Source organism: Terrabacter sp. Root85 (assembly GCF_001429185.1).
GTDB lineage: Bacteria > Actinomycetota > Actinomycetes > Actinomycetales > Dermatophilaceae > Terrabacter.
Genome location: NZ_LMIW01000008.1, coordinates 861,801 through 874,941 on the forward strand (window position 1 = coordinate 861,801; position 13,141 = coordinate 874,941).

The 13,141-nt window shown below is 72.0% G+C and carries 11 protein-coding genes; 8 read left to right on the forward strand and 3 right to left on the reverse strand.

Annotated elements, in window-relative coordinates:
* The first annotated feature begins 114 nt into the window (after positions 1–114).
* The 6 genes from ASE25_RS10485 to ASE25_RS10510 are packed head-to-tail and all read left to right on the forward strand — an operon-like array spanning position 115 to position 5,340.
* A complete protein-coding gene (locus ASE25_RS10485; RefSeq protein WP_369793483.1) occupies positions 115–1,128 on the forward strand; it encodes an AAA family ATPase in 1,014 nt (337 codons plus the stop codon).
* Positions 1,129–1,154: 26 nt separating this feature from the next.
* On the forward strand, positions 1,155–2,042 hold the full coding sequence (locus ASE25_RS10490) for a DUF58 domain-containing protein (RefSeq protein ID WP_056825205.1): 888 nt from the start codon (positions 1,155–1,157) through the stop codon (positions 2,040–2,042).
* Positions 2,029–2,511 carry a hypothetical protein gene (locus ASE25_RS10495; RefSeq protein WP_056781045.1) on the forward strand — a complete coding sequence of 161 codons (483 nt, stop codon included), beginning with the start codon at positions 2,029–2,031 and terminating at the stop codon, positions 2,509–2,511. The genes ASE25_RS10490 and ASE25_RS10495 overlap by 14 nt, the downstream gene beginning before the upstream one ends.
* On the forward strand, positions 2,502–3,491 hold the full coding sequence (locus tag ASE25_RS10500; RefSeq protein ID WP_056781042.1) for a VWA domain-containing protein: 990 nt from the start codon (positions 2,502–2,504) through the stop codon (positions 3,489–3,491). The genes ASE25_RS10495 and ASE25_RS10500 overlap by 10 nt, the downstream gene beginning before the upstream one ends.
* A complete protein-coding gene (locus tag ASE25_RS10505; protein ID WP_162260601.1) occupies positions 3,488–4,498 on the forward strand; it encodes a VWA domain-containing protein in 1,011 nt (336 codons plus the stop codon). The genes ASE25_RS10500 and ASE25_RS10505 overlap by 4 nt, the downstream gene beginning before the upstream one ends.
* Positions 4,495–5,340: a tetratricopeptide repeat protein gene (locus tag ASE25_RS10510; protein ID WP_056825207.1), complete on the forward strand. Its 846-nt coding sequence runs from the start codon at positions 4,495–4,497 to the stop codon at positions 5,338–5,340. Before ASE25_RS10505 ends, ASE25_RS10510 begins: the two co-directional genes overlap by 4 nt.
* A 22-nt stretch (positions 5,341–5,362) precedes the next feature.
* Here the strand turns inward: ASE25_RS10510 and ASE25_RS10515 are convergent, their stop codons facing one another.
* From ASE25_RS10515 to ASE25_RS10525, 3 genes are read right to left on the reverse strand one after another with little or no spacing between them, the layout of a single operon-like run.
* Positions 5,363–6,511, reverse strand: coding sequence for a sucrase ferredoxin (locus ASE25_RS10515; protein ID WP_056825209.1), 1,149 nt, complete (start codon positions 6,509–6,511; stop codon positions 5,363–5,365).
* Positions 6,508–9,048, reverse strand: coding sequence for a DNA topoisomerase (ATP-hydrolyzing) subunit A (locus ASE25_RS10520; protein ID WP_056825211.1), 2,541 nt, complete (start codon positions 9,046–9,048; stop codon positions 6,508–6,510). The genes ASE25_RS10515 and ASE25_RS10520 overlap by 4 nt, the downstream gene beginning before the upstream one ends.
* Before the next feature lie 56 nt (positions 9,049–9,104).
* Positions 9,105–9,725, reverse strand: a complete 621-nt coding sequence (locus ASE25_RS10525; RefSeq protein ID WP_056825213.1) for a nitroreductase family protein — start codon at positions 9,723–9,725, stop codon at positions 9,105–9,107.
* A gap of 55 nt (positions 9,726–9,780) precedes the next feature.
* Here ASE25_RS10525 and ASE25_RS10530 point away from each other — a divergent pair, with 55 nt between their 5' ends.
* Both ASE25_RS10530 and ASE25_RS10535 read left to right on the forward strand, forming a co-directional pair.
* Positions 9,781–12,480, forward strand: a complete 2,700-nt coding sequence (locus ASE25_RS10530; RefSeq protein ID WP_082622804.1) for a bifunctional GNAT family N-acetyltransferase/acetate--CoA ligase family protein — start codon at positions 9,781–9,783, stop codon at positions 12,478–12,480.
* Between the two features lie 59 nt (positions 12,481–12,539).
* On the forward strand, positions 12,540–13,139 hold the full coding sequence (locus ASE25_RS10535) for a DUF5998 family protein (protein WP_056781029.1): 600 nt from the start codon (positions 12,540–12,542) through the stop codon (positions 13,137–13,139).
* Positions 13,140–13,141: the final 2 nt, after the last annotated feature.

Below are 13,141 nucleotides of genomic sequence, written 5' to 3' on the forward strand. Positions count from 1 at the left end.
GTCACGCTCCCGAGCCCGGCCGCACCGGACGACGCCGCCGTCCCCGACGAGCCGGACCAGCTCTCGGGCTCGCCCGACGCCCCCGACGAGGACGTCGCCGTGGCCGGCATCGACATCGCCCCCGACCGCACCGCACCGGCACCGACGCGTTACCTCACGCCCGACGAGCTGCACTGGGCCGCCGAGACCATCGAGGCCATCTCGACGGCCTTCGCCTCGAAGGTGGTCGGCCAGGCACGTCTGCAGGAGACCCTGCTCATCGCCCTGATGACCGGCGGCCACGTCCTCCTCGAGAGCGTGCCCGGGCTGGCCAAGACGACCGCGGCGCAGACGATCGCGCAGGCGGTGGGCGGGTCGTTCCACCGCATCCAGTGCACCCCGGACCTGCTGCCGAGCGACATCGTCGGCACGCAGGTCTACAACCAGCACTCCGGCACGTTCGAGACCCAGCTCGGTCCCGTCCACGCCAACTTCGTCCTCCTCGACGAGATCAACCGCAGCAGCGCCAAGACGCAGTCGGCGATGCTCGAGGCGATGCAGGAGCGCCAGACCTCCATCGGTGACCGCAGCTACGCGCTGCCCGACCCGTTCCTCGTCCTCGCCACCCAGAACCCCATCGAGCAGGAGGGCACCTACCCGCTGCCCGAGGCGCAGATGGACCGCTTCATGCTCAAGGACGTCCTCGACTACCCGTCGCCGGCGGAGGAGGCCGAGGTGCTGCGGCGCATCGACTCCGGCATCTTCCTCACGGCGTCCGAGCCGGTCGTGTCCGTCGCCGACGTCAAGCGGCTGCAGGGGCTCGTCGGCCGGGTCTACATCGACCCGGCGATCGTCAACTACGTCGTCGGCATCGGCTACGTCACGCGGCACCCGCGCGACTACATCGAGCCGCGCCTCGCCGGCTACGTCGACTTCGGGGCGAGCCCGCGGGCGAGCATCTCCTTCACGAGTGCGGCGCGGGCCCGCGCCCTCGTCGACGGCCGCAACCACGTCGTCCCCGACGACGTCAAGGCGCTGACGCACCGGGTGCTGCGGCATCGCGTCACGCTCGGCTTCGAGGCGGCTGCCGACGAGGTCGCCGTCGAGAGCATCATCGACGCGATGGTCAACGGGATCCGCACCCCCTGACCGGGGAGCCGGACGACGGACGCGACATGACGACGACGCTGCTGACGAGGGTGAAGAGCAAGCTCTTCGTCCACGCGCGCCGCAAGTCACGCAGCCTCCTCGAGGGGGAGTACGCCTCCGTCTTCCACGGTCGCAGCCTCGACTACGACGACCTGCGCGACTACGTCCCGGGCGACGAGGTGCGCGACATCGACTGGCGGGCCACCGCCCGCAGCCAGTCGCCGCTCGTCAAGCGCTACGTCGCGACGCGGAAGCAGAACCTCATGCTCGTCATCGACACCGGCCGCGGGATGGCGGCCACGACCCGCAGCGGCGAGCCGAAGAAGTCGGTGGCCATCGCGGCGGCCGGCCTCGTCGGCTACCTCGCGCAGCGCCACGGAGACCTCGTCGGGCTCGTCCGCGGCACCGCCGGCTCGACGGTCGCGCACGACCTGCGCGGCTCCGAGGCGCACCTCGAGCTGTTGCTGCGCGCCGTGGACGCGGCGACCGTCCTCGACGGCGACCAGAGCAACCTCGCGACGCAGCTGCGCTGGATCGTCCGCAACGTCCGCCGCCGCCTCGTGCTGCTCATCGTCGCCGACGACAAGGAGCTCGACCCGGCGCTCGACGAGCTGCTGCGCCGTCTCCACGTCCAGCACGAGATCCTCTGGATCACCGTCGAGGACGCCGACCCCACGGCCATCGAGGGGGACCGGACGGCATACGACGTCGCCGACACGTACACGCTGCCGACGCTGGTGCGGCTCGACCCGCGGGTGCGCGCGGCGTATGCCGCCTCGGTCGCCGAGCGCGTGCGGCGCACGACCGAGCTGCTCGACCGCCGCGGGATCAACCATGCCCGTCTCGGGTCGTCCGACGAGGTCGTCGCGACGGTCTTCGCCCTGCTCGAGAGGCAGCGTCGTGCGCGCCGCTGACGCCCCGCCCCCGGGCTTCTACGCTCCCGACCCGTATGCCGCGACGTGGCTCTGGATCGGCGTCGGCGCGCTCGTGCTCGTCGCCGCCTGGTACGTCTGGGTGTGGTGGTCGACGCGCGAGAGGAAGGTCGTCGTCCCGCCACGCATCACGTCGGACCGGCTCTCACGCCTGCGCGCCGACTACACCCGGCAGATCGACCTCGTGCTCGACCGGGCCGCGGCCGGCGAGATCAGCCAGCGTCGGGCGCACCAGCAGCTCAGCGTCCTCGTGCGCCACTTCGTCCAGGAGGTGTCGGGGATCCACGCCCCGACGATGACGCTCACCGAGCTCAACGCGACGGGATCCCGGCTGACCCCGGTCTCGCAGGTCGTCGGATCGCTCTATCCCGGTGAGTTCGGCCCGCGTGAGACGGCGACCCTCGTCGGGGCGGGCACCGTCGCCAAGCAGGTGGTGGCGCGATGGAGCTGAACGGCCTCGACCTCAAGTGGCCGGGCGTGCTCGGCCTCGGGACGCTCCTCGCGGCCCTGCTCGCGTATGCCGTCTACCGGCTCATGTCCCGCCGGCAGGCACGAGCGTCGGCGGCGGTCGCCAACTCGAGCGCGTTGACCGAGCTGCCGGAGTACCGCCGGGCGCTGCGCCTGCACCGGATCCGGATGGCCGTGCTCGCGTCCAGCGCCGTGCTCCTCGGCGGGGCGGCCCTCGTGGGCGCAGCCCGACCGCTCGACACCACCATCGACAAGCCCCAGACCCGCAGCCGCGACATCATGCTGTGCCTCGACATCTCCGGCTCGATGGCCGCCTACGACGCGACCCTCGTGTCGACGTTCAAGACGCTCGTCTCGAGCTTCGAGGGCGAGCGGATCGGGCTCGTCATCTTCAACTCGTCGGCCGCCACGGTCTTCCCGCTCACCGACGACTACGACTTCATCAACGGGGAGCTCGACTCCGCGGGACGTGCGCTGACGGGCGACCCGGAGTACGACTCCTTCTTCGCCGGCACCTTCAACGGCCGCGGCACCTCGTTGATCGGCGATGGCCTCGCCACCTGCGTCTCCAGCTTCGACAAGGTCGACGTCCAGCGCGCCCGCTCGGTCGTCTTCGCCACCGACAACCACCTGGCCGGGCGGCCGATCATCGACGTCGACGAGGCCGGTGCGCTGGCCAAGGCCAAGGGCGTCCGCGTCTACGGGCTCAACCCGGAGGAGGACGGGGCCGACCAGGAGGCGGTGGAGATGCGCGACATCGTCACCGGCACCGGCGGACGCTACTTCGCGATGAGCGACCAGGCGGCCATCAAGGGGATCGTCGACGCGGTCCAGGCCCAGGAGGCGACGCTCATCGACGCCGCTTCCCGTGCCCTCTACTCCGACAACCCGACGCTGCCGATCACGCTCGCCGGGATCGGGCTCATCGGCGTCATCGGTGCGAGCCGGAGGTGGGCGTCGTGACCCTTCTGCCCGTCGCCCCCTGGCCCGTGCTGCTCGTCCTCGCGGTCGGGGCGCTCGCCGCCGTGTGGTGGAACCCGTCGTCGCGCTCGGTGCCGGGAGAGTCGCGGGCGACGCACTGGCGGCTCACGGGTGCGGTCGTGCTCCTCGGGGTCGCCGCGCTGCGTCCGGCCGTTGCGGGTGAACAGGTCGACACCACCGCCGCCAACCTCAACGTCTACTTCGTCGTCGACACGACGAGCAGCATCATCGCCGAGGACTACGGCGACGGTCGCCCGCGCATCGACGGCGTCTCATCGGACATCTCCGGCATCGCGGACGCTCTTCCGGGTGCCCGCTACTCCGTCGTGACGTTCGACCAGGACGCCCGGGTGCGGCTGCCGCTGACGACCGACACGACGGCCCTCGACGCGGCGGTCGAGACGTTGCTCCCGGAGTCCTACGAGGTCTCGAGGGGCACATCCGTCAGCGAGGCGAACGACCGCCTCAAGTCCCTGCTCCAGCAGGCCGACGCGCGCACTCCCGAGCGTGGGCGGGTCGTCTTCTACTTCGGCGACGGCGAGCAGACGGCGCAGGACCCTCCTGCGCCCTTCGACATCGACAAGCGGCTCATCAACGGTGGAGCCGTCCTCGGCTACGGCACCACCGAGGGCGGCCGGATGAAGGCCACGCGGTCGCGTTTCGACACGACACGCGACTACATCAAGGACCCCGCGACCGGTGAGGACGCCCGCTCCGTCGTCAGCGAGGACACGCTGCGCACGATCGGCGACCAGCTCGGCCTGAGCTACGTGCACCGCGAGGCGGGCGACGCGATCGGCCCCGCCGTGGGCGGCATCGACCTCGAGCGCTTCGGCACGAGCGAGCAGATCGAGAAGCAGAAGGTCATCGCCCGCCGCGAGCTCTACTGGCCGCTGCTGCTCGGGGTGGCCGGGATCGCCGCGTGGGAGGTCGGCGCCGGCATCACGGCGCTCGTCCAGACCCGCCGCCGGAGGGAGACGCGCCCATGACGATCCTCGACGAGCGACCGGCACGCGCGGACAGCGTCACCGCGGAGGGCGTACGCCGCCGGTTCCGCCTGCGCCGACGTGACCGTCGCCCGCTCCCGCCGCACCTGCGTCGGCGACGCCGGCGGCTGCTGCTCGCGTCCGCTCCCGTCGTCGTCCTGCTCGTCCTCGTGGCGCTCAGGCTCATCTCGCTCAACCTCGTGCACGCACAGACGCTCGACGCCTACGAGGCCGGCGACAAGCCGCGCACTCTGACCTGGGGCGAGCGGCAGGGGTGGGTCAACGTCGTCGAGCAGTTCCGGTCGCCCTTCGCGATCGGTGACGCCCACGTCCTCTCGGGGCACTTCGAGCTGGCGCGGCCGTGGTTCGAGCAGGCCTTCGAGCAGGTCCCCAAGGGCGGGATCGACGACTGCAAGGTGCGCGTCAACCTCGGCCTGACCTACGAGGCCCTGGGCGACGCCGCGAAGGCGCGCGAGCGCACCGACGAGTGGAAGCAGTACTACGACAAGGGCATCACGATCACGAAGGAGCGGCCGCCGCTCTGCGACGCGCCCGAAGGCGGCCAGACCGGCGAGCAGCTCCAGCAGGCGCAGCAGCGGATGGAGCAGAAGAACTCCGACACACCCCCTGACCAGCAGCCCCCCGACAACCCGCAGCAGCAGCCGGGGCCGGGTCAACAGCCCGCACCCACGCCCGACCCCGGGAACACCCCGAGCCAGGAGGAGCAGGACTACCTCCAGGAGCAGCAGCGGCAGAACACCATCGAGCGCAACCAGCAACAGCAGCAGGGCAACGACGACACCGTGCCCGGGGACGGGTCGCAGACCGTCCCCAAGCCCTGGTGAGCGATCCCGTCCCGATGCGTGGCTAGAACCACGCCTCGACGATCGTCGCTCGGTGCTCGTGCACCTCGACCGCCTTCTTGCCGCAGGACTCGGGGCGCGTGCGACCGGCGGGCTCGCGCGTCACGCGAACGTGCCAGCGGCGCCCGTCGGCGTGGGTGACGGTGACGTCCCAGCCGTCGTCGACCGCCTCGGGGGCGTCGGCCCACAGCGCGGCGAGGCGGGTCTCGCCCGTCTCGGAGCGGACGTGGGACTCGGCGCACTGCGACGGACCGGCGACTCCGGAGCGGCCCCGGTCGTGGAGCGGGCCGAGCAGCTCGGCAGGCAGGTGCCCGGACTCGCTCGCTCCGAGGAGCCACTCCGACGCCCGCTCGTCGAGGCGCGCGAAGGTCTGTCCCCACGGCAGGAGGACGGCAGTCGGCGCGAAGCGGTGACCGCCGGTGTGCGACACCTCCCACGCCCGGCCGGGGGCGACCCGCGCGGCGTGGGCGGCGAGCGGGCGTCCTCGGACGGCGCAGCAGACGTCGCGACGACCGTTGGTGCACACGAGCAGCGTGGGCTCAGCGGGGCGTGAGCCGAGGAGCGAGGCCTGCACGAGGGCGCGGCTGCCGCGGGCGAGGGCGCCCCAGTCGAGTCCCAGCAGGTCGCCGACGTGGTCGACCTCGGCGACGAGCAGCCAGGCGTCCTCGGGACGCGCACCGGCGTGCGCGACGAACACGTGGCGGGGGCCGTCGTTGGCCGGATGCCCGCCCGGGCGTCGGATGAGCATGAAGCGCCCACCTGCCCGGCTCGTGCGGCCCTCGAGCTCGGCGCCGAGCTCCCGGTCGAGGTGCGACTCGCGTGCCGCGTCGCGGCCCCACGGGCCGGGCTGCTCGACGATGACGAAGAAGCGCGCCGTGGCCGCCGTGCCGTAGGCGCTCGTGCCGTCGTGGTCCCAGAGGACCGAGCACGCGTCGGAGGCCGGGGTGCCGTATCCGGTCGTCGCGGGGTGCTCGGCGTGCTCGGGTTCGGCGTGCTCGGGTTCGGCGTGCTCGGGTTCGGCGTGCTCGGGCGATCCGGAGATCGCGTCGACGACCGACGTCACCTTTGCGGACGCCGCGGACGCGGCGGCCGTGGCTGCAGCCGCGGCCGCCGCAGCGCGGCGGGCGGCCTTGCCGCCGGGAGGCGGGGTCACGCGTCGCCGCCGTCGGACGGGGCGTCGCCATCGCCGAGGGCATCCGTCGTGACCGCGACCCCCGACTCCGCGTCGGTGGACTGGGAGGTGGCGGGTGGGGCCGCGACGTGCGCGATGACCGCGGCCGTCGGGACGCCCGAGCCGTCGCGGCGACCGTCGGCGGGCGGCAGCTCGATGGCGACGCCGTTGGCGGCGGCGGCCCGGGCCGGGGTGTTGCCGGCGAAGGCGAGCACGAGCGTGTCCTCACCCTTGAGGAAGCGGTGGCAGCGAACGCCACCGGTCGCGCGTCCCTTCGGGGGGTACTCGGCATACGGCGTCACCTTGAGCGACCCGCCCTCGGTGCCGGGCAGCGCACCCGACGAGCCGGACGACGTGACGACGACACCCTCGCGGGCGGGGTCGGCGACGCCGAAGAAGGCGACTCGGGCGCCGGCGGCGAGCTTGATGCCCGCCATGCCGCCGGCCGAGCGGCCTTGTGGGCGAACGGACTTCGCCGCAAAACGCAGCAGCTGTGCGTCGGTCGTGACGAAGACGAGGTCGAGGTCCTCACGGTCGGCGACCGCGGCTCCGACGACGCGGTCGCCGTCCTTGAGGCTGATGACGTCCCAGTCGTTGCTCTTGGGTGCCTCGGACGTGACCCGCTTGACGACACCGGCCGCCGTGCCGACGGCGAAGACCGGTGCGTCGGCACCGATCGGCACGATCGTCACCGGCTCCTCGCCCTTGCCGAGGTCGACGTACGCCGCGAGAGGCGCACCGCCCGACAGGGTGGGGGAGCCGTTGGTCGGCGGCAGGGTCGGCAGGTCGAGCGCCGAGAGGCGCACCATCCGGCCGGCGCTCGTCACGAGCCCGAACTCGCCGCGTGCGGTCGTGCGGACGGCGCCGACGACGACGTCGTGCTTCGAGCGTGAGCCCTCGGCGGTGACGGGCTCGGCCGTGCCGGTGCGGGCCAGCAGGCCGGTCGAGCTCAGCAGGACCCAGCACGGGTCGTCGGCGATCTCGAGCGGCGAGGCGGCCGTCGCCGTCGCGCTGGCACCTGAGCTCTCGAGGAGCACCGTGCGACGCGGGGTGCCGTGCGCCTTGGCGACGTCGGCGAGCTCGGTCGACACGAGCTTGAGCAGCAGCTTCTCGTTGTCGAGCAGGGCGCGCAGCTCCTCGATGGCGCGCTCGAGCTCGGTCTTCTCGTTCTCGAGCTCGATGCGCGAGAACTTGGTGAGCCGGCGCAGCTGGAGGTCGAGGATGTACGTCGCCTGGGCCTCGGAGAGGTCGAAGACGTCCATGAGCCGCGCGCGGGCGGTGCCGGCGTCGTCGGAGCCGCGGATGACCTGGATGACCTCGTCGATGTCGACGATGGCGATGAGCAGTCCCTCGACGAGGTGCAGCCGCTCCTCGCGCTTGGCCAGGCGGTGGGCGGTGCGTCGGCGCACGACGTCGGTGCGGAAGTCGACGTAGACCTTGAGGAGGTCCTTGAGGCCCATGGTGCGCGGTTGGCCCTCGACGAGCGCGACGTTGTTGATGCCGAAGTTCTCCTCCATCGGCGTCAGCTTGTAGAGCTGCTCGAGGACGGCGTCGGGGTTGAAGCCGTTCTTGATCTCGATGACGAGGCGCAGGCCGTGCTGTCGGTCCGAGAGGTCCTTGAGGTCGGCGATGCCCTGCAGCTTCTTGCCCTGGACGAGGTCCTTGACCTTGTCGATGACCTTCTCTGGTCCGACGAGGTAGGGCAGCTCGGTGACGACGATGCCCTTGCGCCGCGGCGTGATCGACTCGATGCGTGCCGTCGCCCGGGTGCGGAAGCTGCCACGCCCGGTGAGGTAGGCGTCGCGGATGCCCTCGAGGCCGACGATCTTGCCGCCGCAGGGCAGGTCGGGCCCCGGGACGAACTTCATGAGGTCCTCGAGCGAGCACGTCGGGTTGGCGATGAGGTGCCGCGCGGCGCCGATGACCTCGACGAGGTTGTGCGGGGGCATGTTCGTGGCCATGCCGACCGCGATGCCAGCCGCGCCGTTGACGAGGAGGTTGGGGTACGCCGCGGGCATCACCCCGGGCTGGAGCTGGGTGTCGTCGTAGTTCGGGACGAAGTCGACGGTGTCCTCGTCGAGGCCCGCGACCATGAGCAGCGCGGCATTGGCCATGCGCGCCTCGGTGTAGCGGGCCGCGGCCGGACCGTCGTCGAGCGAGCCGAAGTTGCCGTGACCGTCGACGAGGGGCAGGCGCAGGGTGAACGGCTGCGCCATGCGCACGAGGGCGTCGTAGATCGCCTGGTCGCCGTGCGGGTGGTACTTGCCCATCACCTCGCCGACGACGCGCTGGCTCTTGACGTGGCCGCGGTCGGGACGCAGCCCGAGCTCGTTGGCCCCGTAGAGGATGCGTCGCTGGACGGGCTTGAGCCCGTCCCGGGCGTCGGGCAGCGCCCGGCTGTAGATGACGCTGTAGGAGTACTCGAGGAAGGCGTTCTGCATCTCCTCCTCGACGTCGATGCCGACGATCTTCTCCTCGAAGTCCTCCGGTGGAGGCGGGGGGGTCTTTCCACGGGCCATGCCGGGTGGTGCTCCTTGCCGCTAGCGGGTGAACACCCCATCTTCGCGCAGGGTGATCACGGGTTCTCACCTGCCACGCCGAAACGGCCCCAGTGGGCCACGTCGCGACCGGTGCGCCGGTGCCGTCGGAGGCTCGGGCTCCTGGGTCCCGGGACGGCATACCCGATCGACACGACGCCCACGATGCTGCGCGTCGAGGGGATGCCGAACGCCTCGTGGACGGCGCCGTGGCGTTCCGGCGGCACCCCGAAGAAGAGGCTGCCGAGGCCCTCGTCGGTGGCGGTGAGCAGGATGAGGAGCGAGGCCATGCCCGTGTCGACGTCCCAGTAGGGCACCGGCCAGCGCGCCTCGTCCCGATCGGTCCAGCCCTTGTCGGGCGCCGCGTAGCGGTCGAGGTAGGCGTCCTTGTGCGAGAGGCACAGCACGAGCACCGGGGCGGCGCGTATGCCGTCGAGCCAGGGGTCGCTCGCCGCGCCGGGCTCCGTCGTGGCCGCCCAGAAGGCGTCCCGCTCGGGCGGTGTCGTCAGCACGACGAAGTCCCAGCCCTGGCTGAACCCGGCACTGGGGGAGCGCACCGCGTTGGCGAGGCAGCGCTCCACGACCTCGCGCGGGACCTCCCGGTCGGGGTCGTAGCGACGGACCATGCGTCGGGAGCGGACGACGTCGGTGAACTCCATGCGACCACACTCCCATCTCCCGGGGCCGCGCAGCCCGACGTGACACGATGAGGGCATGGAGGGTGGCGAGCTCAGCGACGACACCGGTGCGATCGAGCGGGTCTCGGCGCAGGCCACGGGTGCCCCCGTCGAGTGGGAGGCGGACGTCGTGCTCCGGGACGGCACCGTGGCGCACGTGCGGCCGATCGCGCCCGACGACGCCGACGGCATCCGCCACTTCCACAGCCTCCAGTCGGAGGAGTCGATCTACCTGCGCTTCTTCGCCCCGCTGCGCGAGCTGAGCGCCCGCGACCTCCACCGCTTCACGCACGTCGACCACCACGACCGGGTCGCCCTCGTCGCGACGCTCGACGGCGAGATCATCGGCATCGGCCGGTACGACCGCATCGACCCGACGTCGGCCGAGGTCGCCTTCAACATCTCGGACCACTACCAGGGCAAGGGCATCGGCTCGGTCATGCTCGAGCACCTCGCCGCCATCGCCCAGGAGATGGGCATCAACCGGTTCGTCGCCGAGGTGCTGCCGCAGAACCGCAAGATGCTCACCGTCTTCAAGGAGGCGGGCTACGAGGTCACGCACCACATCGAGGACGGCGTCGTCGAGGTGTCCTTCGACATCTCGCCGACCGAGCAGAGCAAGGCCGTCCAGCTCTCGCGCGAGCACCGCGCCGAGTCCCGCAGCATGCACACGATCCTCTTCCCGGAGCGGGTCGCGATCATCGGCGCGAGCCGGCGCGAGGAGTCGATCGGTGCCCTCGTCATGCGCAACATCCTCGCCGCCGGCTACCGGGGCGAGCTCTACCCGATCCACCGGGTGGCCGACCGGATCCAGGGCCTCACGGCCTACCCGAGCATCCACGACGTGCCCGAGCCCGTCGACCTGGCGATCGTCGTCGTCCCGGCGGCGCAGGCCATCGAGGTCGTCAAGGACTGCGGCAAGGCCGGGGTCAAGGCGCTCCTCGTCCTGTCGGCCGGGTTCGCCGAGGCGGGCGAGGAGGGAGTCCGCCTGCAGGAGAAGCTCCGTCGTCGGGTGCGCCGCGCCGGCATGCGCATCGTCGGGCCCAACAGCTTCGGCCTCATCAACAACGACCCGTCCGTGCGCCTCAACGCCACCCTCGCCTCGGTCATCCCGGACTCGGGTCGGCTCGGCCTCTTCGCCCAGAGCGGTGCGCTCGGGGTCGCGGTGCTCGCCTCGGCGGCCCGCCGCGGCCTCGGCATCTCGGTGTTCGCGTCGGCCGGCAACCGCGTCGACGTCTCGGGCAACGACCTCATGCAGTACTGGATCGACGACCAGGAGACCGACACGGTCGGCCTCTATCTCGAGTCGATGGGCAACCCACGCAAGTTCTCACGCATCGCCCGAGCGCTCGCGGCGGCCAAGCCCGTGGTCGTGGTCAGCTCCGGGGTATCGAGCTTCGCCGCCCCTCCCGGGCACCGCACCAGGGTGACCAACGTGCCCCCTCAGGCGTTCGACGCCCTGCTGCGCCAGGCCGGCGTCATCCGCGTCGAGAACGTCCACCAGCTCTTCGACGTCGCCCAGCTGACGCTCCACCAGCCGCTCCCGAAGGGCGACCGCGTCGCCATCGTCGGCAACTCCGACGCGCTCGGCGCGCTGAGTGCGAGCGCGTGCGTCAGCTGGGGACTGCGGGTGACGCACGGCCCCGTCTCGCTGCCGCCGCAGGCCTCGGCCGAGGAGTTCGCCGCCGCGCTCGACGCGGCCTTCGCCGACCCCGAGGTCGACAGCGTCGTCGCCGCCTTCATCCCGCCCCTCGTGACCCAGGACGAGGAGGTGCACATGGCGGTCCGCACCATCGTCGCCGACCACGAGAAGCCTTGTGTCGCGACGTTCCTCGGCATGCGGGGTGTCGGTGACGGTCTCTCCTACGAGCAGCACGGCATCCGGCGGTCGGTGCCGGCGTACTCGATGCCCGAGGACGGCATCCGGGCCCTCAACGCCGTCACGCGGTATGCCCTCTGGCGCCAGCGCGACCGCGGCACCCAGGTTGCCCCGGTGGGCATCGACCGGCTCCGTGCGGAGTCGCTCCTCGAGGGCTATCTCGCGGGTAGCCCCGACGGACGCGCGCTGACGCGCGAGGAGGCGCGAGACCTGCTGGGCGCCTACGGCATACGTGTCTGGCCGGCCGTGGAGGTCGCGGGCGTCGACGCGGCGGTGGCCGCCGCCGACGAGCTGACCTACCCCGTCATCCTCAAGTCGACCTCGCCCGTCGTGCGTCACCAGCCCGGCCTCGTCGGGGTGCGTGGCGACCTCGTCGACGCCGAGGCCGTCCGCGACGCGCACACGTCGCTGACCCAGCGTCTCGGGCCGCTCGGGGCCGACCGGTTCGTCGTGCAGCGGATGGCCGTGCCCGGCGTGTCCTGCGTCATCCGCGCCAGCGAGGACCCGCTCTTCGGTCCGGTCGTCAGCTTCTCCGTCGCCGGGCCGCCCACCGAGCTGCTCGGTGACGTCGCGCACCGCATCCCGCCGCTCACCGACGTCGACGTCACCGACCTCATCGACAGCGTCAAGGCGGCGCCGCTCCTCAGCGGCCACCGCGGCGCCGCCCCGGTGCACCGGGCGGCGCTCGCCGACCTCATCGCACGGCTGTCGGTCCTCGCCGACGACCACCCGGAGCTGTCCTCGGTCGAGCTCAACCCCGTCAACGCCTGGACCGGCGGGGTCGACGTGCTCGGCGCCGAGGTCGTCGTGCGACCGGCGCTCGTGCGCAAGGACCCGGGCCGGCGCCGGATGACCTGACGCAGCACGGTGTGGACCGCCCGGAGAGGTCACGCCCGCGCTGGTGCAAGGATGGGGGCATGCGACGCGTCACCCCGGGCACCGGCCGAGCCCTTCCCGAAGACCTCACCGAGGCGATCACCCGTGCCGGCTACTACCCCTCGCTCGTCTGCGACGTCGTCGAGTCGGCGATCGCCGACGACGAGGTCGTCTCGCACCTCGTGCACCAGGAGACGACCTTCGACCACGAGACGGTGCGCCGTCACGTGACCGTGCTCGTCGTCACCCCGCAGCGGCTCGTCATCGCCCATGCCGACGACCACGCCGAGTCCGAGGACAAGCTCATGGCGACCGCCACGACCGAGACGGTGCCACTCGCCGCTGTCCGGGGCGTCATGCTGACCCACGTCGTGGCGCAGCCCGACACCTTCGCGCCGGGCACGCACGGCCGTGACCTCACGCTGACGCTCGGGTGGGGAGCGGTGAGCCGGCTCGACATGATCCCTGCCGCCTGCGGCGACCCCGACTGCACGGCCGACCACGGCTTCGAGGGCACCATCGCCTCCGACGACATCTCGCTGCGCATCAGCTCGGCCGCCGACGGTGAGGACGCCGTGGGTCGGGCCATGAGCTTCGCCCGGGTGCTCTCCGCGAGCATCGGTGGCGGCACGGCCCGCTGACC